This window comes from Kitasatospora papulosa, from assembly GCF_000717245.1.
GTDB lineage: Bacteria > Actinomycetota > Actinomycetes > Streptomycetales > Streptomycetaceae > Streptomyces > Streptomyces papulosus.
The window spans coordinates 83,695-108,799 of the sequence record NZ_JNYQ01000001.1 but is presented as its reverse complement, the minus strand read 5'-3'; the positions used below and the strand labels follow the sequence as shown (position 1 = coordinate 108,799).

Annotated in this window: 19 protein-coding genes and 1 tRNA gene; 4 read left to right on the top strand and 16 right to left on the bottom strand. The window is 70.2% G+C overall.

What is annotated here, in order from left to right; all coding sequences use genetic code 11:
• Nucleotides 1-183: 183 nt before the first annotated feature.
• The 7 genes from IA22_RS0100400 to IA22_RS0100370 form a co-directional block, all read right to left on the bottom strand.
• Nucleotides 184-972 (bottom strand): S16 family serine protease, encoded by a 789-nt coding sequence (locus IA22_RS0100400; protein WP_014155992.1) that lies wholly within the window; start codon nt 970-972, stop codon nt 184-186.
• Nucleotides 973-1,048: 76 nt separating this feature from the next.
• Nucleotides 1,049-1,690, bottom strand: coding sequence for an IclR family transcriptional regulator (locus tag IA22_RS0100395; RefSeq protein ID WP_014155991.1), 642 nt, complete (start codon nt 1,688-1,690; stop codon nt 1,049-1,051).
• 503 nt (nt 1,691-2,193) lie between these two features.
• Nucleotides 2,194-3,975, bottom strand: coding sequence for a DEAD/DEAH box helicase (locus IA22_RS0100390; RefSeq protein WP_014155990.1), 1,782 nt, complete (start codon nt 3,973-3,975; stop codon nt 2,194-2,196).
• Nucleotides 3,976-4,160: 185 nt separating this feature from the next.
• Nucleotides 4,161-5,624, bottom strand: a complete 1,464-nt coding sequence (locus tag IA22_RS0100385; protein WP_030122387.1) for an MFS transporter — start codon at nt 5,622-5,624, stop codon at nt 4,161-4,163.
• Nucleotides 5,625-5,870: 246 nt separating this feature from the next.
• Entirely contained in the window at nt 5,871-6,551 is a 681-nt protein-coding gene (locus IA22_RS0100380; protein WP_051694750.1) for a hypothetical protein, read from the bottom strand.
• A gap of 25 nt (nt 6,552-6,576) precedes the next feature.
• Nucleotides 6,577-8,922 carry a DUF6571 family protein gene (locus IA22_RS0100375; protein ID WP_030122385.1) on the bottom strand — a complete coding sequence of 782 codons (2,346 nt, stop codon included), beginning with the start codon at nt 8,920-8,922 and terminating at the stop codon, nt 6,577-6,579.
• Between the two features lie 19 nt (nt 8,923-8,941).
• On the bottom strand, nt 8,942-9,367 hold the full coding sequence (locus IA22_RS0100370) for a hypothetical protein (RefSeq protein ID WP_014155986.1): 426 nt from the start codon (nt 9,365-9,367) through the stop codon (nt 8,942-8,944).
• A gap of 315 nt (nt 9,368-9,682) precedes the next feature.
• Here IA22_RS0100370 and IA22_RS0100365 point away from each other — a divergent pair.
• The 4 genes from IA22_RS0100365 (at nt 9,683) to IA22_RS0100350 (ending at nt 13,572) form a co-directional block, all read left to right on the top strand.
• Nucleotides 9,683-9,757: transfer RNA gene (locus IA22_RS0100365), tRNA-Cys, on the top strand.
• Nucleotides 9,758-10,111: 354 nt separating this feature from the next.
• Nucleotides 10,112-10,606 carry a hypothetical protein gene (locus IA22_RS0100360; RefSeq protein ID WP_015577376.1) on the top strand — a complete coding sequence of 165 codons (495 nt, stop codon included), beginning with the start codon at nt 10,112-10,114 and terminating at the stop codon, nt 10,604-10,606.
• A 39-nt stretch (nt 10,607-10,645) separates the two neighbouring features.
• Nucleotides 10,646-12,946, top strand: a complete 2,301-nt coding sequence (locus IA22_RS0100355; protein WP_030122383.1) for a hypothetical protein — start codon at nt 10,646-10,648, stop codon at nt 12,944-12,946.
• Between the two features lie 68 nt (nt 12,947-13,014).
• Entirely contained in the window at nt 13,015-13,572 is a 558-nt protein-coding gene (locus IA22_RS0100350; protein ID WP_030122381.1) for a hypothetical protein, read from the top strand.
• Between the two features lie 261 nt (nt 13,573-13,833).
• On the opposite strand, the gene IA22_RS0100345 is transcribed toward IA22_RS0100350, so the two are convergent.
• The 9 genes from IA22_RS0100345 to IA22_RS0100300 form a co-directional block, all read right to left on the bottom strand.
• The gene (locus IA22_RS0100345; RefSeq protein ID WP_030122380.1) at nt 13,834-16,167 is read right to left on the bottom strand and encodes a xanthine dehydrogenase family protein molybdopterin-binding subunit; all 2,334 of its coding nucleotides are present in this window, start codon (nt 16,165-16,167) and stop codon (nt 13,834-13,836) included.
• A 76-nt stretch (nt 16,168-16,243) separates the two neighbouring features.
• Complete coding sequence (locus IA22_RS0100335) at nt 16,244-17,809, bottom strand: 2Fe-2S iron-sulfur cluster-binding protein (protein WP_030122378.1); 1,566 nt, start codon at nt 17,807-17,809, stop codon at nt 16,244-16,246.
• On the bottom strand, nt 17,806-18,702 hold the full coding sequence (locus tag IA22_RS0100330; RefSeq protein ID WP_015577380.1) for an FAD binding domain-containing protein: 897 nt from the start codon (nt 18,700-18,702) through the stop codon (nt 17,806-17,808). Before IA22_RS0100330 ends, IA22_RS0100335 begins: the two co-directional genes overlap by 4 nt.
• Before the next feature lie 249 nt (nt 18,703-18,951).
• Nucleotides 18,952-20,592 (bottom strand): beta-N-acetylhexosaminidase, encoded by a 1,641-nt coding sequence (locus IA22_RS0100325; RefSeq protein ID WP_030122377.1) that lies wholly within the window; start codon nt 20,590-20,592, stop codon nt 18,952-18,954.
• A gap of 1 nt (nt 20,593) precedes the next feature.
• Nucleotides 20,594-21,442 (bottom strand): carbohydrate ABC transporter permease, encoded by an 849-nt coding sequence (locus tag IA22_RS0100320; protein WP_014155981.1) that lies wholly within the window; start codon nt 21,440-21,442, stop codon nt 20,594-20,596.
• Nucleotides 21,439-22,413 (bottom strand): carbohydrate ABC transporter permease, encoded by a 975-nt coding sequence (locus IA22_RS0100315; RefSeq protein WP_015577382.1) that lies wholly within the window; start codon nt 22,411-22,413, stop codon nt 21,439-21,441. Before IA22_RS0100315 ends, IA22_RS0100320 begins: the two co-directional genes overlap by 4 nt.
• Nucleotides 22,414-22,415: 2 nt before the next feature.
• Nucleotides 22,416-23,720: an extracellular solute-binding protein gene (locus tag IA22_RS0100310; protein WP_015577383.1), complete on the bottom strand. Its 1,305-nt coding sequence runs from the start codon at nt 23,718-23,720 to the stop codon at nt 22,416-22,418.
• 258 nt (nt 23,721-23,978) lie between these two features.
• Complete coding sequence (locus tag IA22_RS33860; protein WP_014155978.1) at nt 23,979-24,278, bottom strand: DUF3039 domain-containing protein; 300 nt, start codon at nt 24,276-24,278, stop codon at nt 23,979-23,981.
• A 30-nt stretch (nt 24,279-24,308) separates the two neighbouring features.
• Nucleotides 24,309-24,911 (bottom strand): YqgE/AlgH family protein, encoded by a 603-nt coding sequence (locus IA22_RS0100300; protein ID WP_015577385.1) that lies wholly within the window; start codon nt 24,909-24,911, stop codon nt 24,309-24,311.
• Between the last annotated feature and the right edge of the window lie 194 nt (nt 24,912-25,105).

Genomic DNA, 25,105 nt, shown 5'->3' with positions numbered 1-25,105 from the left:
CACGGACCGGCCGGTGCCTGCTCCCGGAGGTGCCGGCGCAGGTCGGCAGACCGGGTCGGCAGCCGGAGGTCACGGGCCTCCGGCCGTCGGTCTGGTCGGGATGCGCAGGTCACAGGCCGTCGGTCTGGTCTGGAGCCGCAGGTCACAGGCTTCCGGCCGCCGGTCCTGATCAGGAGCCGCAGGTCAGCAGCTCGGGACCTTGCCCCCCTGGTCCAGGGCACGCAGCGAGGACACCGCGCTCGAGAGCGTCGTGACGGGGATGAGCCGCAGTCCGTCGGGCCGCTCGGCCTTGGCCTGCTTGCACTCGGCCTTCGGCACGAGGAAGACGGTCGCCCCGTCGCGGTGGGCGGCCTGCGTCTTGAGGGAGACCCCGCCTACCGCGCCGACCGTGCCGTCCGCCTCGATCGTCCCGGTTCCCGCGACCGTACGGCCGCCGGTCAGGTCACCGCCGGAGCCGTTGCCGACCAGCTTGTCGATGATGCCCAGGGAGAAGAACAGGCCCGCGCTGGGGCCGCCGACGTCGGCGAGGTGCAGGGTGACGTCCACGGAGCCGGGCTTCTTGTCCAGGTACTCCAGGGCCGCGTCGACGGCGACGTTCTGCGACTTCTCCATGTCCTGGAGGTTGTGCCGCTCGATCTCCTTCTCGGAGCCGCCGGTCGGGTAGACGGAGTCGCGCGGCATGACCGCCCGGTCCGTCCTGAACCAGCTGTCGACGACATCCGCGACGCCGACGTCGGCCGTGGGCGCGGTCGCCAGGATCGTCGTCATCCGCAGCTCGCCGTCGGTGGTCCGGGTGGGCGTGCCCGTGATCGTGATGACCGGCTTCCCCTTGTCGTCCCCCAGGACGTCGGCGGTGCTGCCGGGCTGCGCCACGGTGAACGGCAGGGGCGCGAAGGCCGCCGTGCCGAACAGGGCGAGTACGGGCAGCGCGCAGAGCGCGAGGGCGCGGGGGCGGGAGAGACGAATGGCCACCCGACCAATCTAACCGCCACCCGTCGCCGGCTCCGACCGCACGGGCGGTCGGAGCCGGCGACGTCGGAGCGTGTGCCTACCGCAGGGCGTCGGCGACCTCACGGGCCGCGTCGAGGACGCGCGGGCCGACCCGTTCCGGGACGGCGTCCGCGAGCATCACGACGCCCACGCTGCCCTCCACCCCGGAGACCCCGACCAACGGCGCGGCCGCGCCGCAGGCACCGGCTTCGAGCTCGCCCTGCGTGAGGGTGTAGCCGGGGTGGTCGACTGTCTTCTGCCGGGCGGTGAGGATGGCCCGGCCCGCCGCACCCCGGTCCAGGGAGTGGCGGAATCCGGCCCGGTAGGCCACGTGGTAGTCGGTCCAGGTCGGCTCGACGACGGCGACCGCGAGCGCGTCCGTCCCGTCGACGAGGGTGAGGTGTGCGGTGGCCCCTATGTCCTCGGCCAGGGAACGCAGCGCGGGCAGGGCCGCCTCCCGGACGAGCGGATGCACCTGCCGGCCCAGGCGCAGCACGCCCAGACCCACTCGGGCCCGGCCGCCCAGGTCACGCCGGACGAGCGCGTGCTGTTCCAGGGTGGCGAGCAGTCGGTAGACCACGGTGCGGTTGACGCCGAGTTTGTTCGACAACTCGGTGACGGTCAGGCCGTGGTCGGTATCGGCGAGCAGCTTGAGGACGCGCAGTCCCCGGTCGAGCGTCTGAGAAGTCTCCGCGGTCACGACGCCCTCTCCCTCGTGGTGAGCGGGGCGGTTGTCTCCGGGGTACCGACGCCGGTCCCACGGCGACGCACCGAGAGGCCGCCGACTGGCCATGGCACCGGCTGCGCTCCGCGGCCACATTGCCACGGGGCGTTCATGTTTCGGGGAGATTAGCGAGAGGGTCCGCTCAGCGGAAGACCTCGTCCAGAATCCGGGCGCCCCTTGAAACGGCGCCGCATAACCGCCGGTCAGCGGCGGACCGTCCGGAACGCGAACATCTACGCGCGTTCAAGTCGGGTGACGCGGCGGCAACGCTCCGTGCATCAGACGTGAACGATTGTTAACTCACCGTGAATAGGAGCGCGAAAAAAATTTTCGGTCCCGGCGCTCGGCACGCGCCCACGCGCCCCCGCCGACGCGGCGGCGCGCCTCTCCCCCTCCGACACCGGACAGCCGGGGCGCGGACCGGAGGCCGGGACACGGGCGGAACGTGCCGCCCGCGCCCCGGGCCGCCCGGGTCCGGCTCACCGCATCCGCGTGGCCCACTCCTGGACCTTCTTGATCCGGTCCTGGATCTGTCCGGCCGTCGCCTCGGCGCTCGGCGGACCGCCGCAGACCCGCCGCAGCTCGGTGTGGATCACGCCGTGCGGCTTGCCGCTCTGGTGCGTGTACGCCGACACCATCGTGTTGAGCTGCTTGCGGAGTTCCAGCAGCTTCTTGTGCGTGACCACCGGCCGCTCCTCCGCGGCCTTCTCCAGGAGGTCGGCCTCCGCGGCCGGCTTCTGGCGGCTGTGCGCGATCTGCCGGGTCTGCCGCTTCTGGAGCAGCAGCTGCACCTGGTCGGGCTCCAGGAGGCCCGGGATGCCCAGGTAGTCCTGCTCCTCCTCGCTGCCCGGGTGCGCCTGCATACCGAACTCGGCACCGTCGTACAGCACCCGGTCGAAGACCGCGTCGGACTCCAGCGCCTCGAAGGGCAGCTGGTCCTCGGTCTCCTCGTCCTCCAGCTTCTCCGCGTCGGCGAGGAGCTGGTCCTCCTCCGCGAACGGGTTCTCCTCGTCGCTGCCCTTCTTGGGCTTGTCGAGCACGTGGTCGCGCTCGACCTCCATCTCGTTCGCGAAGTCGAGCAGCATCGGGATGGTCGGCAGGAACACCGACGCGGTCTCGCCGCGCCTCCGCGACCGCACGAAACGGCCGACGGCCTGGGCGAAGAAGAGCGGGGTGGAGATGGTCGTCGCGTACACGCCGACCGCGAGGCGCGGCACGTCGACGCCTTCCGACACCATCCGGACCGCGACCATCCAGCGCGACCCGTCCTGGCTGAACCTGTCGATGTTCTTGGACGCGGCCTTCTCGTCGGAGAGGACCACCGTCGGCTTCTCCCCGGTGACCGACTTGAGGATCTTGGCGTAGGCGCGCGCCGACTCCTGGTCCGTCGCGATGACGAGCCCGCCGGCATCCGGGATGCCCTTGCGCACCTCGGTCAGCCGCTTGTCGGCGGCGGCCAGCACGTTGGGGATCCAGTCACCGGTCGGTGCGAGCGCGGTGCGCCAGGCCTGCCCGATGGCGTCCTTGGTCATCGGCTCGCCGAGCCGTGCGGCGATCTCGTCCCCTGCCTTGGTGCGCCAGCGCATGTTCCCGCTGTAGCTGAGGAAGATCACGGGCCGCACGACGCCGTCGGAGAGCGCGTTGCCGTAGCCGTAGGTGTAGTCGGCCGAGGAGCGGCGGATGCCGTCGTTGCCCTCCTCGTACGCCACGAACGGGATCGGGTTCGTGTCGGAGCGGAACGGCGTACCCGTGAGGGCGAGCCGCCGGGTCGCCGGGTCGAACGCCTCCTGGCACGCCTCACCCCAGGACTTCGAGTCACCGGCGTGGTGGATCTCGTCGAGGATCACGAGCGTCTTGCGCTGCTCGCAGCGGTTGCGGTGCAGCATGGGGCGCACGCCGACGCCGGCGTACGTGATCGCGACGCCGTGGTACTCCTTGCTCACGGGCCCGGCGCTGTAGTCGGGGTCCAGCTTGATCCCTATGCGGGCGGCTGCCTCCGCCCACTGCTTCTTGAGGTGCTCGGTGGGCGCCACGACGGTGATCTGCTGCACCACGTGGTGGTGCAGCAGCCACGAGGCGAGGGTCAGCGCGAAGGTCGTCTTGCCTGCGCCGGGGGTGGCGACCGCGAGGAAGTCGCGCGGCTGCTCCTGGATGTACTTCTCCATGGCACCCTGCTGCCAGGCTCGCAGCTTCCCGGCGGTCCCCCAGGGGGCGCGGCCGGGAAAAGCGGGTGAGAGGTGGTGGGAGGCGGTAGTAGTCACGGTCTCCGGTTCGGGGCACTCGGGTACGTGGGGCGCTTTCCGTGCGGGCCGCGGGCAGCCCGTACGCGATACGACAACCGGGCCACCCTACCGGCGGGCGGCGCCGGACCTCGTACGGAACGGCCGCCGTCCGATGCCGCTGAGACTCTCTTCACAGGCGAGGCCCACGGGGCACCGCAGGGTACCTAGGCTTCCTTCACCCGGCTGGCCACCCACACCCCGGCCAGCGCCACCGCCGCCATCGGCAGGAAGACGACGGTGAAGGCCCCGGGATGCGCCGCCGCACCGCCGCCGCCCACGGCGCCGTGCGCCGCGCCCACCGCGCCCCCGCCGAGGGCGGCGAAGGCAGCGCCGCCCGCCGCGAGCAGCAGCACGTTGGCGAGCCCGTCGGAGATCTGCAGGGCGGCGGAGTTCGCCCCCGCGTCCTGAGGGGCGGACAACTGCAGGAGGAGCACACTCGTCGACGCGATCACGATGCCCATGCCGAAGCATCCGACGCCCCAGACCGCGGCCAGCGTCCACACCGGCACCGCCTCGATGAGCACGCTCGGCGCGGCGACGATCGCTGCCGCCACGAGCACCATGCCCGCCACCATCAGAGCCCCCCGGTGCGGCTCCGTCCGGGGCCTGGCGAGGACCCATGAGCCGAGCGCCCAGGTCAGGCCGCCCGCCGCCAGGGAGAGGCCGGCGAGGGTCGGGGAGAGCCCGCGCTGGGTCACCAGCATCAGCGGGACGAAGGACTCGGCGACGATGAACGAGCCGGCGGCGATCCCCCGGAGCAGGATCACCGCGGGCAGCCCTCGCGCCGCCCGCATGGTGCCCCTGGGCAGCAGCCCGCGCACGGCGGGGACGAGCAGGGCGGCGCCGGCGAGCGCCGGGACCAGGGACAGCCACCTGAGCTCCTGCCCGGCGTACTGGAGCAGCCCGGCACCGGCCGAGATTCCGAGCGCGAGCCGGATACGGCGTGCGTCGAAGGGCTCCGCGGCGGCCTCGGTGTCGGCGGGGCCGCCCGCCATCCGCCGGATCGCGGGCAGGGCGAGGCCGAGGGGCAGGAGTATCAGCACCGGGATGCCCACGAAGACCCAGCGCCATCCGAGATGTTCGGTCACCGTGCCCGAGGCGAGCGGTCCGACGACGGACGGCACGATCCAGGCGGCCGAGAACGCGGCCATGATGCTCGGCCGGATCCGCTCGGGATAGGCCCGCCCGATGACCACGTACAGCGCCACGATGACGAGGCCGCCGCCGATGCCCTGGACGGCCCGGCCCGCGATGAACGTCCACATGCCGCCCGCGGTACCGGAGAGCAGCAGTCCCGCCCCGAAGGCGCCGATCCCGGTGGCGAGCGGCGCGAGCGGCCCCCGCCGGTCGGCCCACTGCCCGGAGAGCACCATGGCGAAGAGGCTGGTGGTGAAGTACGCGGAGAACGCGAAGGCGTACAGCGGAATGCCGTGCAGTTCCCGGGCGGCGACCGGCATGGCCGTCCCGACGGCGGTCGCCTCGAAGGCGATGAGCAGGACGACGGACACGATGCCGATGCTGAGAGCCCTGTACGTACGCCCGAGCACGCCCTCCGTGGGAACGGGTGCGGTGGTCGTCTCCACGAGGGCGGCCGTGACCTCGGCGTCACGGGGTTCCAGGGCAGTCATGAGCCCCAGAGTAAGGGCCACGGCTGCGGGTGACCCCTGTCGGTGGGCGGTACCCGGCTGGTCCCTTCGTCGTACGACCACGATCACGCCCGGACCTGCCGTCCATGGACACGGCCGGCACGTTCCGGCCCGCCCGGCCCCTCGGCCCGTTCCCCGGGGCCCCGTACGGCCTCCGGCGGAGCGCGACGGCCGCCCCATGGCGTGGGGCGGCCGTCGCCGCGTGACAGGGATGCGGGCCCCCGGCACCTACTTCGGTGTGAGATCCGGTGTGCCGGGCAGCCCCGCGTTGTTCTCACAGCCCAGCTCCTTCACCACGGAGAGAGCCCCGGTGTGAAGAATCTCCAGATTGGCGTCACGGGTCTCGGGTGTGTCCGGGGCATCGCTCTCCCCGACCGTGAAGCTCCCGTAGACGCGCAGGGGTTTTGTCTCCGAGCCCTTGAGACGCGGACTCACGCACTCGAGGTAGAGCGAGGCTCCGGTGCCCCTCGCCTCGGACCTCTTGCCCATCGTGTAGAACACCGTGCCGGAGCCGGCCCTCGGGTCCTTCACGTCCTGCGGGGCGTACATGGAGAACGTGACCGACGCTCCGTCGCCCGCTCCGCCCCCCTTGGGGCTGAGCTCGCACAGGTCCGCCCCGGTGGCCGAACTGCGCCCCGACTCGTATCCGCGTGTCAGCGCCTCGACGACGTCCTCCAGGCCGCCCGCGCCCTTGTCGAAGAACTCCGAGTCCGCCGTGACCGCCTCGACCTTCTTCGCCAAGGACGCGTCGAACAGACCGCCGCAGACCTTGTCGGCCCCCACGAAGGTCTTCTCGGTGCTCTTGCCCGTCTCCGCGTCCGAGCCGCAGGCCACAAGGCCTGCGCCCGCGACGACCAGGCCGACGGCGGCTGTCAGGCGCCCTGCCCGTGCCAGTCCCACGATCCTCATCCCTCCACCGGTACCCATGTTCTCGTCAGCCCGTTTCCGGATCCTGGCCCTGCTGGTTCTCCCGGTCGTTACCGGTCGAGTAGCCGAGCCTCATGGACTCCTTCATGTCCTGGCGGAATACCTTGTCCTCGTCCGAGTCCCCGGTGTTGCGGGCGAGGAACTCCTCCATCGGTGCTTCGGCCATGGACTCGCCGGCCCGATAGATCTTGTTCCATTCCTCCCTGGTCAGCTCCTCGGCCTTCTCCTTGTTCGCGTCGACCGAGTTGTCCGACATGTCACCGATGAACTGCCCGATGAGCTGCTCCGCCCCGCCGCTGGCCGTGTCGGTGGCCAGGGGGATGAGCACGGCGGCCGTTCCGACCGCCGCGGTGGCCGGCAGGAAGGCGACGCCCGCGGCGATACCCGCCGCCGCGCCGAACTCGACCCACCCGGAGCGCTTGGCCACGGCCTTCTCGTAGTCCTCGTGGCTCTTCATGTTGTCGGCCTGGACCTGGTCGGCCCGGGACTGGTCGAGCATGCCCTGGACCTCCGCGCCGACGTGCACGGCCGACCGGGCACTGCCCTTGTCGATCACTCCGTCGGAGTCGACCTGGTTCTCCAGCACACTCCGCGTGTACACCTCTTCTGCGGCCGACACCGTCGCGTAGGCGTCCGGATGCTGGCCGAGGGCGCTGAGGAAGCCCCGCGTGACGCTCCTGCCCTCCTCGTCGTCCTGGAAGTCGATGCGCCCGTCCGAGTCCTTGGGGGCGAACACACTGTCCGGGTCGCCCTTGTCCAGCGCCCAGTTGATGTCGTCGATGTAGCCTGCGCCCATGGTGCCCAGGCTGTCGGACATCGCCTCCTGCTCCTTGAGCAGGCCGGCGTCCGCCCCGTACTTCTCCATGACCTGCTGCATGACCGCCGCGTTGTCGGCGTCCCGTACCACGCTCGCGTCAGGGTGTCCGGCCGGGTAGCCGAGGGTGGCCGACTCCAGTGCGTGGCCCAGTGCGTCGGGCATCTGGTTGAGGGAGTTCTTGAGCTCGTCCTCGTCCAGCGAGTTGACGTCCGGGAAGGACTCCCACTTCTCGTTGCCGAAGAAGTCGAGGTAGTTGTCGATCGGCGTCTCGCCGTTCTTGCCGAGGTCCGCCGTGGCGCCCTTGTCGACCGTGCCGTCCTCGTTGTACGCGGTCGGCGGATCGTTGAAGAAGTGCTTCGCCGCGTCCGGGCTGTTCCCCAGGGCCTCCAGCATGGCGGTGGCCGGGTCGTAGCCCGCGCCGTTGACGCCCGAGGGGTTGAACGGGTTCTTGAACGGGCTGTTCACCACCTTGTTGTCGGCGAACATGTACGGGTCCTTCTGGTGCAGCTGCGCCACGTGCTCGGCGATCGGGTTGAGGAACGACTTGTCGTAGTTCCCGTACCGCATGATCCCGCCGAGCAGCTGATAGCCGTAGGGCCCGTTGTAGTCGTGCTTGGCGAGCGGGATGCGCTCCGTGCCCATCTTGCGGAGCTCGGGGCCCCACTTCTCGCTGAAGTCCTTGTCGTGCGAGGCGGTGGCGAGGTTGAGTCCCAGGTTCTTCTGCAGTTCCTGGACGTCCTTGAGGCGCTCCTTGTCGACCTTGCCGTACTCGTAGGTGTCCGTGGAGAGCTGCCCGAAGAACGCCAGCGACTTCTCCGGACCGAGCTTCTCGTAGAAGTTCTTCGAGAACTCCGGCGACTTCGCGTTGTCCTTCAGGAGCTCGTTGAGCTGCTGCAGCTCGGTGTGCGTGATGTCGCGGCCCTTGGCGGCCAGACCGGCGGCCCGGGCGGCCTCCTCCTGGTCCATCTTGGTGTACTTCGGGGCGTTGAAGTCCTTGCGGTCGGTGACGTTCGCTTCGAGGGAGTTCTTGAAGGAGACATCGGTGTCGTTGCAGTTGTCGACGATGAGGTCGATCTTCTTCTGCCAGGAGGCGACGTTCTCCTTCTGCTGCTGCACGAGCGCGGGATAGTCGGGGTCGTGGGCCTTCTGCTGGGGAGGCAGGTCCTCCACCGGGTGGCGCGCGAAGACCTTGCCCCTGCCGTCCACGCGGATCCCTGCCGCGGGTCCTTCGTGGTCCCGGATGTTGACCAGGTCGTCCTTGGCCTTCTTGATGGCAGTGTGGCCCTCTTCGAGAATCGCCTTCACGCCCTTGGCCTCGGCCGCCGCATCCGCGAACTCCTTGGCGGTCTTGCCGACGAACGCCTTGGTGACACCCGCGTTGAGGCCTTCCCAGTTCGCCTTGTCGGCCTTGACCTTCATCCCGTCGGCGGCGTCGTCCGCGAGCTTCTCCAGCTTGCCCGCCATTTCCGACCAGTCGTCGGCGGCGGCCTTCAGCTTGCCCACCGGGGCGTCGACGATATCCTCGTAATTCAACACGTTCGTACTCCCCCGAGCCTTACTTCATGTATTCCGTGAGCTTGGAGATCGGCGCCAGATCCCCTTCGATCTTCACTTCGTCCTTCGCGTGCTGAGCCTTCGTGTAATCCAGGTGGTTCGAGATGTGCGCACAGGAATCCAGCAGAGTCTTCAGATGGGTCTGCCAGAAGTCGTTCACCTTGAGCACCGCCGCACCACAGGCGAAATTCCCGTTGGTGAGCGCGACCCCTGCTTCATGGGTCGTCGGACGAGCGAGGTCACCTTCCTTCGACAGCCTCGTCCTCAGGCCATAGGCGTCATTCCCGATAGCTCCGAGTTCGTCCCGGTTGACGACCAGGTCGCCGCTCCCGCCACTGCCGCCTTCGGCAGGAACACTGTTGAGCCGCATGGCGCTCCGCCGGGCGGCCGCCTCGCGCAGTTCGGCCCATTCCTGATCGAACGTCACGAATTCCTCCTGTTCCCTGTGCGCAGGCCGTTTCGTCAACCTCTTTCGGCCACCGACCCGCTCACCGTATCGCTTCCTTCTTCACCGACGCCGGGCGGTCAATAACGGTTTCCGCAATTCCCGGAGAAGACGGCCGGGGCGCCATCACGGGGGCGGTCCGTGGCATGGAGTGACATGGAGGCGCGCTTCGGGTCCCGCCGTCCCGCCACCGTTCATGAACGGCGTATGGCAGTCGCGTTGCGGCGCGCCCCGGTCCCTTGATGGCGCCCGCGCCCCGGCCGTACGGTCGTGAGCACGGGGAAGCGACACCACCTCGACCGTGTGCCCGAGAGGCTCAGGGGCTCGACTGCAACTCGAGTTACACCGGTTCGAATCCGGTCACGGTCTCCACGCGGGACAACCCGAAAGGCGACGGCCGCCCCCATGGCGCGGGGCGGCCGTCGCCGTATGCCCAGGCCGTCTCGGGCTGAGGGCGGAGCCTTTGGGTTCCGTTACGCACGCGGGTCCGGTGCATCCGTCCGCTTCGGCTCTTTCAATGAACGAATTGCCCCATGCGGCTGAACCCGGCTCGGACATTCGATTCGCGTCACTTCCGAAGTCTCCACGAGATGCGCACGCCCCCTGCTCGCGGATTCGGACTCCGCCCCACGTGGACGTCTCAACGGGTTGCTAGCTTGGCCTGCAAGCCTGGGCGCCCACCGGGGCGCGCAAGCGCAGGACAAGCAGACGGGGGAAGGATCACCCATGGCATGGGACGAGTGGGAGCAACTGAAGGCGAACGCAGCCGATCAGCGGTCGACCGGAATGCAGTTGAACCAGCTCGACCCCGGGGGCGGGGGATCTGCGGCTCTACCGGGACAAACGGGCGACCTCAAGGTGGGTCACAGCGATCTGGTGAAGATCGGCAGCCAGGCGCACGGCCTCTACGACGACCTCTGGAACAAGGCCCGGGTGGCCGTTCCCAGCAGCGACAAGGCCGCCGGCGACCTGAGTGGTCAGGGCTTCGCGCTGGGCGGCGGGCTCAAGCACGTGTCGACCCGGTGGGACGAACAGCTGAAGTCGCTCATGGACGCGTGTGCCCACATCTCCAACCACATGCAGGTCACCAAGAAGGTGCACGCCGGGGATGAGACCTACATCCATCGGGCGGTGAGCAGCATCGACGCCTTGGATGCCGGATTCGACGAGCGGGTCGGCGAGCCGGGCAAGAAGAACCCCGCGTACGAGCCGAAGAAGTAACGGCGCGATTACAGACGCACACAGGAGAAACGGCAACTCATGGATCTCGACGCGCTGCGCTTCGCCAACTTCACCACGCTCGACGAGGCCGTCTCGGACTGGGGCCTGCTCGTACGGCACCTCGTCGACCTGAAGAAACAAGCAGAGGACGGGCTGCACAAGGCCGCCAACTCGGCCGACTGGACCGGTCTGAACGCCCAGGTCACCAAGGAATTCGTCGGCAAGACAGCCGGCGAGTTCGGAGATGCCCACACGCAGGCCAACACCATCCACAAGATCCTTACCGACACCCGGGACGAGCTGCGCCAGTACAAGAAGGATCTCGAGGCCGCCATCAGCCGGGGTCAGAAGAAGAATCTGACCGTCACCAGCACCGGCGGCGGCGGTTTCACCGTCACCATGAACATCCACCCGGACCGGGCAGCCCGGGGCACCTCCGTCCCGGAGCACAGCGAGAGCGATGTCACCGCGCTACGCGACGAGGTGCAGGCGATCCTCAAGAACGCCTCGGAGAGCGACGAGTCGGCGAGCAAGGTTCTGACCGCGATAGCCGATCAGGCCAAGATGGGCTTCTCGGACGCCAACTACCAGGACCGCGACTCCGCGGCGGGCGCGGTCCAGGCGGCGGAGGACCTCGCCAAGATCGCGGCGAAGAATCCCAAGGACCTCACGCCCGCCGAATTCGACAGGATCAACAACGGCCTGGAGAAGTACAAGGACGACCCGCTGTTCTCCGAGCGGTTCGCCACACAGCTCGGCCCCAAGAAGACCCTCGAGTTCTGGCAGGGCATCAACGACCCCGCCATGAACCCGTCCCTGGGCCACGAACGGCTCGACAAGTTCGACGACCTCCAGCGCAACCTGGGGATGACGCTCGCCACCGCCACGCAGAGCGACTCCGCCGACATGACGAGCTGGAAGGGCAACATGATCAAGCTCGGCGACCAGCCCATCGGGCGGGACGGCGGCGGCCCCATGGGCTTCCAGGTCATGAGCAACCTGATGCGCACCGGCGACTACGACGACCAGTTCCTCAAGAGCTACGGCACCAAGCTCATGGAGACGGAACGCAGGCTCACCGGCAACGGTGATCACGCCAACTTGGCGTGGCAGCACATGGGAATGGATCCGTGGCTCAACCGGATCGGTGACGACAGCGGAGACGACCCGCTGACCGGTTACCTCAAGGGCCTGTCGAACAGCCCGGACGCGGCGACCGGCTTCTTCAACGAGGAGTTCGTCTCCAAGGACGACTCCCCCTTCGAGCGCGACACGGACGGCAACGGCAAGAACGGGAAGGTCCCGCTCTCCAACTTCCAGTACCTGTTCGAGGAACGGGAGTGGCCGCAGGAGAGCAACCTCCACGGCGACGACGACAACACCGGCCGCAACAATCTCGCCCTCGCCCTGGAAGCCGCCACGACCGGTCACCCGGCGGGCGAACTGCCGACCGCGGACACTCCGGCCCACAACGACCAGCAGACCAAGCTCTTCGAGTCCATCGTGTCCTCCGTCTCGGACAACAACGAACGTCTCACGGATCACAGTTACATGTCGGACAGCATCGGGCAGATCACCTCGGAGTACCTGCCGGACATCAACCGGGCCATGACGGACGACCAGGACGAGGACACGAACAGGCTGTTCCCCGTCGCCGGCAGCTCCGCGACGCTCAACCACCGTGACGTGAACGCTTTGTTGGTGACCGTCGGGCAGAACCCCGAGGGGTACGCGGCCGTAGAAGTGGCCAACAAGGCCTACATGGCCAACCTCATGGACTACCACATGAACCCGGACCTGCCGGCCGAAGCCCGCTACTCGAACGACACGCAGTTCGCCGTCGAACAGATCGCCCATGGTTCGGGCGAAGTGTCCGGCACCCTGGCCATCGGCCGCCAGGAGGCTGTCGCCGGCCCCGCCGACGAGGCCGACAAGAAGTTCGATCAGTCCGTGGGGCAGTGGAAGAACGCCATCTCCGGAGGCATCGGCACCGGCATCGGCGTCGGTACGTCGTTCATCGCCAGCCCGGTCGGCGGTGCGGTGGCCGGCGGTGTGGCGGGGACGGCGAGCAGCATGGTCCTCGAAGCCCTCTTCAAGGACGCCGAGGGCCATGCCAAGGACGACGCGGGCTCCGTCATGGGCGAGAAGTGGGAAAGCGGTCTCGACCAGAACGCGGGGTACACGGAGCAGGCCGCGGAGAACGCAGCCAAGGCGCACAAGCGCGACGACCTGATGGATGCCAGCATCGACGAGAAGGCACGCGCGGCCGCCCAGGACGGGTTCCGGGCCGCGGGCACGAACACCGACTTCATGTCGCCACACCTGAAGACGGACATCTGACCGAATGCCCGGGGACGGCGCCCGCCGCGCCGTCCTCGTCCCGTCCGAACCCTGAAAGGCCTCTCCCGTTGTCTGTCCGTGGACCTCTCCGGCGTCACCGATTCATCAGCGCGGCCGTCTCCCTCTCGGCCGCCGTCGTCCTCGCGTCCAGCCTGTCGGCGTGCTCCGGCGACGACCCGCCCAAGAAGGCGTACACCGTGCCGGCGTCGCTGTGCGGGACCCCCGTGGACCCCGCACTGGTGAAGGCCGTGCTGCCCGGCGGTGACTCCATCTCGTCGGCCACGTCGAGGCTGAACGACGGAGCGACACGCTGCAACGTGTCCATTGACGGCAAGGCGGCCCTGAGCCTCACCCAAGCATGGTGGAGCGAGGGGCAGACCACAGCGACGGTCTCGGAGGGATACGCCGGCACGGACGACGGGGCGTTGTCGGACGACGGGCGCTTCGTCTACACCGGGAAGGCCGGCGTCGGCAAGACTTCTTCCTGCACCTCGTCGGAGCACCCGGAGCAGGACCTCTACGCGGTGGTCCAGGTCTCCGACTCCGGCGTCGACGACCAGACGGTCATGAAGAGTCTGATCGTCGACTACACCACGGCAGTCGAGCGGTCGGCGGCCTGTGAGTGACCTCGCCGTGCGGTGAGAGCCAGGAGAGCCGCGCCGTCCCACCATCCAGGACCGTCGGTCTGATGGGCCGTGGGCGTAGAACAACGGCATGGTCTGGGACCTTGTCCGGGCGTGAGGTCACGGAAGTTCACGCATGGCTGTCTTCGTGTTCGCCGTAGCCGCCGCGTTCCTCTTCGTCGCGCCCGGTCGGCCGCTACCGGCTCGGTGTCCTCGTACCGACGGACCGACGGCGCCTGCCGAACCGGCAGGCGCCGCCCCCGCTCAGGACTTGGGCGTGGCCACCGCCGCCTGGGGGCGGATCGGGAGGCGGTTGACCGGGCGGCCGGTCGCGGCGCGGACCGCCGAGGCGACCGCGGCCGGGGACGTGACCACCGGGACCGCCGAGGCCGGCTTGGCGCCGAAGGGGGCCACCACGTCGCGTTCCTCGACGAGCTTGACGATGTGGATGTCCGGGGCGTCCAGCGTCGTCGGGAGGGCGTACCCGGTGAGGTCCGGGTGCCGGATCAGTCCGCGGGCGGTACGGAGGTTCTCCGTGAGGGCGGCGCCGATGCCCTGGGTGACACCCGCTTCGATGCGGGTGGCCAGCTGTGACGGGTTGAGGATCCGGCCGACGTCCTGGGCGACGGCCATCTCGACCACCCGGACCGAGCCGAGCTCGATGTCGACGTCCACCACCGCGCGGACCGCGCAGAAGGCCAGTCCCACGAACGCGTCGCCCTGCCCGAACTCGTCCAGCGGTTCGGTGGGGTGGGGCCGGCACTGGGCGGTGGCCCAGAGTTCCTTGCCGTCCATCGCCTCCGTGACCGTCGTGGACAGCACACCGTCGTACGAGGTGATCTTGCCGTCGGCGATCTGGAGGAGCTCGGTGGACATGCCGAACTTGTGGGCCAGCGGCTGGAGGAGCTGGGTGCGGACCATCTTGGCGGCGCGTTCTACGGCACCGCCCGAGACCCAGGTGTGACGGCCGTGCGTCGCCGGGCCCGCGGGGGGCTGGTCGGTGTCCACCGCCGCCACGTGGACCTCTTCGACACCCAGGGTCTCCTGGACGATCTGCCGGGCGAGGGTGGTGAAGCCCTGGCCCGTCTCGACGGCCGCGCAGATGACGGTGGCGACACCGTCGTGGACCCGCACCGTGGCGGTGGAGACCTCGTCGGCGCCCTCCGCGCCGAGCATGTGGACCATGCCGAGGGCGTAGCCGACGCCCCTGCGGACCGCCCCGGGCTCCCCGGCGCCCTCCAGGCCGCCGGGAAGCAGCCAGTCGTCCTCCGGGTCGTCCTTGGGGAGCACCGGCAACGGGAAGTCGCTCAGCTCGCGGAGGAGTTCGGCGACGGGGGCCGGGCACGTCACCGTCTGGCTGGTGGGGAGGATGTCGCCGGTGGACAGGGCGTTGCGCAGCCGGAGCTCGACCGGGTCGATGCCCAGCTTCGCCGCCAGCTTGTCCATCTGGCCCTCGTAGGCGGCGCAGACCTGCATCGCGCCCTCGCCCCGGACGTGCCCGGACGGCGGGTTGTTCGTACGGACCGCCCAGCCCTCGATGAAGGCGTGCGGGACGACGTACGGGCCGCAGGCGAAGGCCACGGCGGCGGCGAGGGACTCGGACGAGAAGTCGGCGTAGGCACCCGCGTCGAGGAGGATCTGTGCCTCGACCTTGACCAGTCGGCCCTCCGCGTCCGCGTGGTGGCGGTAGCGCAGCAGGGTCGGGTGGCGGTGGGCGTGCCCGAGGAAGGACTCCTCGCGGGTGGCGGCCAGTTTGACGGGGCAGCCGGTGTGCAGGGCGAGCAGGCCGAGCGGGATCTGGAAGCCGGGGTCCTCACGGTCGCCGGTCGCTCCGGGGACACCGGTCACGACGACCTTGACCCGCTCGGGGTCCAGGCCGAAGCAGGCGGCGGCCAGGTCGCGGTCGGTGTGCGGGTCGGTGGACGCGGTGTAGAGCTCGACGCCCCCGTCGGGGCGCGGCACGGCGAGACCGGCCTCGGCTCCGATCGGGGCCGGGTCCTGACGGCCGATGCGGTACAGGCCCTCGACGATGACCTCGCCGACGGCGTCCGGGTCGCCGTAGCGCAGCGGGATGTGGCGGATGAGGTTGCCGTCGGGGTGCAGGGGCTCGGCGGCGAAGGCCTTCTCGGGGTCGGTGACCGGTTCGAGCACCTCGTACTCGACCGCGATCGCGGCGGCGGCCAGCCGGGCGGTGTCGGGGTGGTCGGCGGCGACCGCGGCGATCGCCTCACCGTGGTGGCGTACGAGGTCGGAGGCGAACACGGGCCGGTCGACGACCCGGCGGCCGTACGAACCGTCTCCGGGGATGTCCTCGTGCGTGACGACGGCGCGCACCCCCGGCATGGCGACGGCGGCCGTGGTGTCGATCGAGAGGATGCGCGCGTGCGGGTGCGGGGAGCGCAGCATCGACGCCCACAGCAGTCCCTCGGCCCACAGGTCGGCGGCGTACGGGAACGTGCCCTCGGTCTTGGGGCGGGCGTCGGCGGGCGGCAGCGAGACGCCCAGCCCGAGCGCGGGCACTTCCTTCTCCGGCTCGGCGCCTTCGGACTGCGGTGTGGTCCGCGTGGTGCTGGTCGCGGTGGCTGCGTCGCTGGTCACGCCGCCTCCTTGTCGTTCGCTCCGCTGCTGTGGCTGTCGGTGGGGGTGACCGGTCGTGCGGGGGACGCCACGGAGTTCACCGGACGTCTCCCTCGTGCGTCTGGACGCCGCCCTCGCCGGGCGCGGCCTGGTGCGGGATGCGCGGTTCGGCGTCGTCCGGTGCGGTGGCCACCGGCTCGGCGGTCGCCTCCCGGGCGGCGACGACGTCGCGTACGGCGTCGAGCACACCCCGGTAGCCGGAACACCGGCAGAGGTTGCCGCACAGCGCCTGCCGGGTCTCCAGCTCGCTGGGGGCGTGGTTGCCCTCCAGGAGGTCGTGGACCGTCATCGCCATGCCCGGGATGCAGAAACCGCACTGGACTGCCCCGCACACGGCCAGGGCCCGCTGCACGTCGGACGGTTCGCCGTCCACCGCGAGGCCCTCGACGGTGCGGACCTCGCTGCCGGCCGTGGTGGCGGCGGGGACCAGGCAGGAGGCCACCAGACGGCCGTCGACCTGGACGTTGCAGGCGCCGCACTCGCCCTGCGAGCAGCCGTCCTTGGCGCCCGCGAGGCCGAGGCGTTCGCGGAGCACGTACAGCAGCGACTCGCCGATCCAGGCGTCGCTGACGGGACGGTCCGCGCCGTTCACGTGGAGGACGTACGAGGTCGAGGGGTGCTCGCTGGGACCGTCCGGGAGGACGGGAGCGGTGGTCTCCTCGGTGGGTACGAGCTCGTGCTCGGGGGCGGGTTCAGGGGCGGGTGCGGGTTCGGGCCGGGGGTCGGGTTCCGCGCCGGCCGCCGTCTCCGGTGCGTCGGCCGCGGGCGCCGACACCGGGTCCGCCTGTACCGGGTCCGCGTGCACCGGGTCCTCCGCGGCGGGGTCCTCCGCGGGCTCCTCGGGCAGGGCGGCCCGCGCGGCCGTCTCCGGGGCCTCCTGCGTCTCCTGGAAGGGCTCGGTGGCCTCCGGGGCCTCCGGGGCTTCCACGGGCTCCGAGGGCCCGGCGGGGGCCTCCTGCGCGGCGGGCGCGGGCTCGGCCGGCAGCTCCTGCGTCGCCCAGGGCGCGGGGGCCCCGCCCGGCAGGGTGGCCGGGGGCGCGTCCGCGTACCACTGGGAGGCCATCGCCGAGGCGGCGAACTCGCCGGACTCCTCCGGGAGGTCACCGTCGGCGACCGGGATGGTCCACTCGCCGGTGTGGCCGGCGGGCTCGGGGGCCGGTTCCGGCTCGGGGACGGTCTCGGTGTAGTTCCACTGGGCGGTCGTGGACGACGTCTGCGCGTACTGCGAGGTGTCCGGGTACGGCTGCTGGTACGGGTCCTGCCCCTGGTTCGGGTCGGGCCAGTGCACGGCCTCGGGCTCTGCCCCGTCGTGCGCGGGCCGGTCGGCCGCCCTCTCCTGCTGGCTCTGCGTCTGCAGGACCCAGCTGCCCGTGACCGCCGGGTCGAGTCCAGCGGCCGGGGTCAGCGGCAGGATCATCGGCGGCACGTAGCTGTGGCCGGGGGCGGCCAGCGGGTCGCTCCCGAGGGCGGCGAGGTCCTCCGGGGGCAGGTGGACGAAGGCGGTCGCCTCGGCGTCGTACTCACCGCCCTGCGGGGTGGGAGTCCAGCCGGCGTACGGGTCGGGCTGCCCGTGCTGCTGCTCGGGGTTCTCTTCATTGCTCACGACAGTGCCCTCCCCAGTGCGCGTCGGGCGAGCGCGGCGACCGTGCGCCGCAGGTGCAGGACGGCGGGTGACAGCGGAGGTGCCTCTCCCCCGTCGTCCGGTGGAGCCTGGTCCGGGATGCAGGCCGCCGCGACGTACTCGCCGAAGGCGGCCAGCGCGTCGGGGGCCAGGCCGCGTTCGCCGTCCCAGTCGATCAGGGAGGCGATCCAGCGTTCGGCCTCCAGCGGCCGCAGCGGCATCGGGGCGATCGCGCCGACCGCGCAGCGCACTCCGCGCCGGGCCGGGTCCAGGACGATCGCGACGGAGGCGGTGGCCCGGCCGGGGCCGGTGCGGCCGGTCGCCTTGAGGAAGACCTGGGGGGCGTGCAGGAGCGGCACGCGGACGAAGCCGATCAGTTCGGCGGGTTCGAGCATCTCGCGGCCCGCCAGCAGGTGCGACACGGGGATCTCACGGCGGGAGCCCCCGGCGCCCGCGATGACCAGCTCGGCCTCCAGGGCGGCCAGCACCGGCAGGGTGTCGCCGGTCGGCGCGGCGCTGGCGATGTTGCCGCCGAGCGTCCCGGCGTTACGGATCTGGGGCGGGCCCGCGGCACGCGCGGAGGCGGCCAGCGCGGGGATGAGTGCGGCGAAGTCGGGCCGTCCCATGCGCGCGTGGGTGAGGCCGGCGCCCAGCAGGGCGTGGCCGTCCTGGTAGTGCCAGCCGCGCAGCTCGCTGATCCGGCCGAGGCCGACCAGTCCCGAGGGCCGCAGCAGGCCCTTGTTGACAGCCGACATGAGGTCCGTGCCGCCGGCCACGGGAACGGCGGCGGGCATGGCGCCGAGAGCCGCCACGGCCTCGTCGAGCGAGGCCGGCAGCGTCACCGACTGCGTCGCCTGCGGTGCGTGCGTGGTCAACCCAGCTGCCCCTTCCCGGTGTCCCGGCAGTCCCGCCTGTCCGCCGTACGGTACGTGCTCACGGCCGGGACGTGGCAACTCTGGCACATCTTCCGGACGGTCCGACGCGAGGGTCCACGAAGGGCGATTCCGTCCCCGACCAGGGGAAAAGTCACCTTTGGCAGAGCTTCTGCCCGGCGTACGAATTGCACCTCTTCAGCGATTTCGTACGACTTATTCGGTTCCCCTGGCCGGGACGTGGGGTGTTGGTCACACGATCGGGGGCGGTCCCTCGATCGGGCGACCCAGGACGCCTGGACGGCGTTGCCACGGCAGCGGGCCGGTGGGCGGCCGGTAGTCGACGCCCAAGGCGTCGAGCCGGGCGTAGTGGCTCTCCATGCGCCGTTCGAAGCCGGCGAAGTCCCGCTCACCGGGGGCCGGGAGCCGGGACCAGGCGACCTCGGCGAAGGCGGCGAGCCGCGGGAAGACCTGGTAGTCGACGCGCTGCCGGTTCTGCATGACCTCGGTCCACACGTTGACCTGGGTTCCCAGGACGTGTCCGGCCGCCTCCTCGGAGAGGCCGGGCGGCACGGGCTCGAAGCGGTACACGTCCTCCAGGGTGCGGACGTACCCGATGGGCATCGGCTCGTCGGGGCCGGCGTCCTGACGGTAGTCCAGGTACACCTGCTGCAAGGGGCACATGACGACGTCGTGCCCTGCCTCGGCGGCGGCGATCCCTCCGGCGTAGCCCTGCCACGAGGACACGGCGGCGCCCTCGGCGATGCCGCCCTCCAGGATCTCGTCCCAGCCGATGAGCCGGCGGCCCCGGTCGGTGAGCCAGCGGTCGAAGTGGCGGATGAACCACGACTGGAGTTCGTCCTCGTCCTTCAGGCCGAGTTCCGCGATGCGGGCCTGGGCGGTGGGCGACTGCCTCCACTGGTCCTTGGGGCATTCGTCGCCGCCGACATGGATGAACGGCGAGGTGTCGGCCGGGAAGAGGTCGAGCAATTCCTCGAAGACGCCCTCGAAGAAACGCAGGGTGTGGTCGGTGGGGGCGAGTACGTTCGGATTGACGCCCCAGGTGTCCCACACGGAAAGGGCGGAGGTGTCGACGACGTCGGTGTTGCCGAGTTCCGGATACGCGCTGACGGCTGCCTGCGAGTGGCCCGGGATGTCGATTTCGGGGACGACCCGGATATGCCTCTCGGCGGCGTAGGCCACGATTTCGCGGATGTCGTCCTGGGTGTAGAAACCGCCGTGCGGTGTCTCGTCCCAGAGTTCCGAGGCGCGGTGGCCGTATTTGGTCCGTGCGCGCCAGGCTCCGACCTCCGTGAGACGGGGATAGCGCTTGATCTCGACGCGCCAGCCCTGGTCGTCGGTGAGGTGGAAATGGAAGACGTTCAGTTTGTGCGCGGCCAGCAGGTCGAGCATGCGCAGCACGCCGTCCTTGGGCGTGAAGTGCCGTGCCACGTCGAGCATCAGACCGCGCCAGCCGAAGCGCGGGCCGTCCTCGATCTCCGTGGCGGGAATTCCCCTGGCCGCCCCCTGCCCCACGGGCGCCCTGCGGAACGCCTCGGGACCGAGGAGCTGGCGCAGGGTCTGGGCGCCCCAGAACACGCCCGCCGCGCTCCCCCCGGTGATCCGCACGCCCCGGTCGGGCACCACGGTGAGGCGGTAGCACTCCGGCTCCAGGGCGGGGTCGATCCGCAGCTCGATGGTGCCGGCGGCATCCTCGGCGCCCACGGTCCCGGGGGCGAGCGGCAGGCCGAAGGCCGCCCCGAGCGTGGTGCGGAGCCAGCGTTCCGTACCGCCGGTGCCGGGTCCGGCCGTGATGGTCGTGGCCCCGTCGGGGACGAAGCCGCGACCGCCGTCGCCGTCGGCGCGCCGGGGCGCCGGAATCAGGTGGTGCATGTCAGTCCTTCACCGCCCCGCCCAGTCCGGAGACCAGACGGCGCTGTACGAGTACGAAGAAGACCAGCACGGGAACGGTCATCACCGTCGAGGCGGCCATGATCCCTCCCCAGTCGTTCTCGTCGGGTTTGAAAAAGACCAGCAACGCCATCGGCAGCGTCGACTGGGAGGTGTCGCTGATGATGAACGACTTCGCGAACAGGAAGTCGTTCCAGGTCGAGATGAACGAGAAGACACTGGTCGCCACGAGGCCCGGGAAGACCAGTGGGAAGAGGATCTGCCACAGGAATCGGGTGCGGCTCGCCCCGTCGATGTAGGCGGCCTCCTCCAGGGCCTCCGGGACGGCCTTGACGAAGCCGCGCAGCATCCAGATCGCGAACGGCAGCGAGAAGGCGAGGTGCGGCAGGATCAGTGATCCCAGCGTGTTCAGCTGGCCGAAGTCCCGCATCAGGAAGAACAGCGGGATGGTCAGTGCCTCGACCGGCACCATCTGCGCCACGAGAAACATGATCAGCAGCGTCGTGCGGAACCTGAAGCGGAACCGGGTGACGGCCGTCGCGGCGAGGAAGGCGATCAGCGCGGAGGCGATGACGACCGTGCCGGCGACGACCAGACTGTTGAGGAAGTAACGGCCGAATTCCTGCTGTTCGAAAACCCGGCGGAACGAGTCGAGCGAGGGCGCCAGGGTCCAGGGACGGGCCTCGGTGGACTGGATCTCCCCCGCCGGTTTGAAGGCGGAGAGCACCATCCAGTAGAGCGGGAACGCGACGGCGGCGGCGATGACGAGGGCCGCCGCCTCCGCGGCCAGTCTCCCGGGCCGGCGGACGCGCAGCAGGGTACGTGCGCTCACAGTTCCTCCCCCTGGCGCCGCACCAGGCGCAGATAGACCAGCGTCACGGCCAGCAGGATCACCAGCATCACGACGCCGATCGCCGATCCGAGGCTGTACTGCGAGGACGCGAACGCCTTCTGGTAGGCGTACACGTTGAGCACCAGGTTCTGGCCGGCGATGCCGCCGCCGTTGGTCATGACGTAGATCTGGGTGAAGACCTTGAAGTCCCAGATGACCGACTGGATGGTGACGACGATCAGGATGGGCCGCAGCATCGGTGCCATGACCGACCGCCAGATCCGCCACTGCGAGGCCCCGTCCAGCGAGGCCGCCTCCAGCACCTCGGTGGGGATCGCGCGGATGCCGGCGTACACGGTGACCATCACGAACGGGAAGGAGCACCAGAGCACTTCGAGGAGCACCAGGGCGAAGGCACTCCAGCGCCCGTACGTCCAGGAGAAGTCACCGAGTCCCAGCACCTTGTTGACCGGTCCGAAGTCCGGGTCGAAGAGGAAGACCCAGACGGTCGACCCGGTGATCGCCGGCGTCGCCCAGGCGCCCAGCGCGGCCAGCATGAGGGCGAGCCGGGGCACGGCGCGGATCCGGGTCAGCAGGACGGCCAGGGCGCAGCCGGTGACCAGGGTGGCGACGACACAGGCCGCGGCGAAGACCACGGTCGCGAGGAGCACCTGCCAGAACTGGCTGTCGCCGAAGAGCGTGGCGTAGTTGCCGAAACCCTGGAAGGTGGTCGGCTCACCGCCGCTGACCTGGGCCTGGGTGTACTCCAGGAAGGAGATCAGGCCCAGCTGGTAGATCGGGTAGACGAGGAGTCCGCCGAGCAGGACGAGCGCGGGCAGCAGGTAGAGCCAGGGGGTCCAGCCGGAGCGCCTGGCCGGCGACGCCGGGCGGCGCCGGGGCGGGCGGGCCGTGACCCCGCCCGCCCCGGCCCGTACGGGGGTCTTGCGCGGTGTGGTGGTGTCCGCGGTCATCGTCAGCCCGCTTCGGCGAACGCCGTGTCCATCTTCTTCGCCGCGTCGTCCGAGGCGGCGGCCACGTCCTTACGGCCGCTGACGATCTCCTGGAACATGGTCGGCAGGACCAGCGAGGCGTCGATCTGGCCCCAGGCCGGGGAGGCCGGGACGAACTTCGCCCCCGCGCCGAGCGTGTTGACGAAGGGGCCGACGAAGGGCTCCTTCTCCGCGGCGGACTCCAGCACGTCCGTGTACGTCGGCAGGAAGCCCATGGCGTCGAACATCTCGGCCTGCGTCTTCTTGCCGGTCAGCGACTTCATGAGGTCGACGGCGAGGGTACGGTGCGAACTGCTCTTGAGGACGCCGATGTTGTTGCCGCCGGCGAAGGCGGGGGCGATCGAGCCCTCCTTCACGCCGGGCAGCGGCACGACCGCGTACTTGCCCTTCACCGCGCCGGCCTCGACGGCGGCGTGGCTGAAGTCTCCGCCGATCGCCATGGCCGCCTTGCCGGAGGCGAAGGCGGTGACGGTCGCGTTGCCGCCCATGGCCGCGCACTTGGCCGCCGGGCAGTTGTCGTCGCCGAACAGCGAGGTGTAGGCCTCGATGCCCTTGCGGGCCTTCGCGCTGTTGATGACGGACCGGTAGGTGACCCCGGTCTCTTCGGCGAGTTCGCCGCCCTGGGCCCAGATGAAGGGCATGGCGCCGTAGGTGTACGCGCCGCCCACCGCGAGACCGTAGAGGTCCGGCTTCTCCTTGTGGATCTTCTTGGCGGTGGAGATCAGTTCGGCCTGGGACTTCGGGGGCTCGATGCCGAGCTCGTCGAGGACGTCGGTGCGGTAGTACAGCGCCCGTACGCCGACGAAGAGCGGCGCCCCGTAGACCGAACCGTCCACCGTCACGGACTGCTTGGCCGTGGGGTCGGTGTCCTTGGCCTCGTCCCAGGCCGCGAACTCCTTGCTGATGTCGGCCAGCCCGCCGTCCTTCACGTAGCCGGCGGTGTCGGTGTTGCCGTACTCGATGAGGTCGGGGGCGCTCTTCGGGTCGTTGAAGGCGGCCTTGATGCGCTGGGCCCGGGTGTCGACGGGTATGTACTCGACCTCGACCTCCGCGCCCTCGTGGGACTTCTCGAAGGCGGCGACCGCGGCGTCGACGACCTTCTGCTTGGGCTTGTTGCCGACCTCCTGGAAGAGCCAGACGCGGAGCGTCCCGGTCTTCTTGTCGCCCTCGGAGCTGGTGTCGGAGGTCTGCGGCGCGCAGGCGGTGGCGGTGAGGCCGGCGAGCACAAGAGCCGCGGCCGGAGCGGCAATTCGGGCAGAAAGCTTCATCCGGAACCCCTACCGGTCAATCGTTGCATTCCATGCAACGTGCGTTTCGTTCTGCACAACTGGCAGGAGACTAAGGGGACCCCAGCACGCCGACAAGTGGTCTCAACCACTCTGTGACCACGCGGTGCAGCCCGTGCAACGCACAGGCCTCGCCCGGGAACGCCGACGGCCCCGGGGCGCGCGTCTCGCGCGTCCCGGGGCCGTGGTCGGAATCAGAAGAACCGGATAAAGGGATGAAGAGGTAAGAGGTCGGGCCGACTACTTCTTGCCGCTGTCCTTGCCGCCCTTGCCCTTGTCCTTGTCGCCACCGGCGCCCATGGACTCGTAGATCTCCTTGCACATGGGACAGACCGGGTACTTCTTCGGGTCACGCCCCGGGACCCAGACCTTGCCGCACAGCGCCACCACGGGAGTGCCCTCCAGGGCGCTCGCCATGATCTTGTCCTTCTGGACGTAATGGGCGTAGCGCTCGTGGTCACCGTCGCCGTTCGACACCTGCGGCGTCGGCTCTACGAGGGTCCCCGTACCTGCCCCGCGCTCGGGCTCAAGAGTGCTCATAACTGCCAAGCGTACTGAAAGCTCCGCGCATCAGTTCAGCGAAGGGTCGTCCGGATACGTCGCGATCATGGCCAGTTCGCTGCGCTGCCGCCGGAGAACCGCGCGCCAGAGGTTCTCCGGGTGCGGGGACGACACGTCGCCCGGCTCCGACTCGACCACGTACCAGGCTCCGTCCGTCAGCTCCGACTCCAGCTGACCGGGCCCCCAGCCCGCGTATCCGGCGAAGATCCGCAGCGAACCGAGCTCCGCGGCCAGCAGCTCCGGCGGGGCGTCCAGGTCCACCAGGCAGATCGCCCCGTGCACCCGCCGCCAGCCGAGGGGCACCGCTCCGCCGCCCGGGCGGATCCCGGAACCCCCCGGGACCCCCTCGTCCCCGGGGATGAGGGCGACGCCGAGCGCGGAGTCGAGCGACACCGGGCCACCCTGGAAGACCACGTCCGGCTGGCCGGCCAGGCCCGCCCAGGACTCCAGGATGTCCCCCACGACGACCGGGGTCGGGCGGTTCAGGACCACGCCCAGCGAGCCCTCCTCGTCGTGGTCGAGGAGCAGCACCACCGCGCGGTCGAAATTCGGGTCCGCCAGGGCGGGTGCGGCCACGAGCAGCCGTCCTGTGAGCGAGGACACCTCCGTCATGGCACAGATGATCCCGCATCTTCGCCCTCCGCGGGGGTCAAGTGGCCCGCCCGGTCCCGGCAGGCGTCCGTCCGCAGCTCAGGGCGCACGGACGCGGTACGGGCGCACCGGGAGCGCACGTTCGCGGGGCTGCCGGACGGGCCTTGCGGATGGTGACCCTCCGCAAGGCACCGCGAGCAGAACGTGTTGTGGCG

Excerpts from the sequence above, each read along its gene's own strand:
- IA22_RS0100385 (WP_030122387.1), bottom strand. The coding sequence starts at position 5,624 with ATGACTGCCCTGGAACCCCGTGACGCCGAGGTCACGGCCGCCCTCGTG.
- IA22_RS0100380 (WP_051694750.1), bottom strand. The coding sequence starts at position 6,551 with ATGAGGATCGTGGGACTGGCACGGGCAGGGCGCCTGACAGCCGCCGTC.
- IA22_RS0100360 (WP_015577376.1), top strand. The coding sequence starts at position 10,112 with ATGGCATGGGACGAGTGGGAGCAACTGAAGGCGAACGCAGCCGATCAG.
- IA22_RS0100355 (WP_030122383.1), top strand. The coding sequence starts at position 10,646 with ATGGATCTCGACGCGCTGCGCTTCGCCAACTTCACCACGCTCGACGAG.
- IA22_RS0100325 (WP_030122377.1), bottom strand. The coding sequence starts at position 20,592 with ATGCACCACCTGATTCCGGCGCCCCGGCGCGCCGACGGCGACGGCGGT.
- IA22_RS0100315 (WP_015577382.1), bottom strand. The coding sequence starts at position 22,413 with ATGACCGCGGACACCACCACACCGCGCAAGACCCCCGTACGGGCCGGG.
- IA22_RS0100310 (WP_015577383.1), bottom strand. The coding sequence starts at position 23,720 with ATGAAGCTTTCTGCCCGAATTGCCGCTCCGGCCGCGGCTCTTGTGCTC.
- IA22_RS33860 (WP_014155978.1), bottom strand. The coding sequence starts at position 24,278 with ATGAGCACTCTTGAGCCCGAGCGCGGGGCAGGTACGGGGACCCTCGTA.
- IA22_RS0100300 (WP_015577385.1), bottom strand. The coding sequence starts at position 24,911 with ATGACGGAGGTGTCCTCGCTCACAGGACGGCTGCTCGTGGCCGCACCC.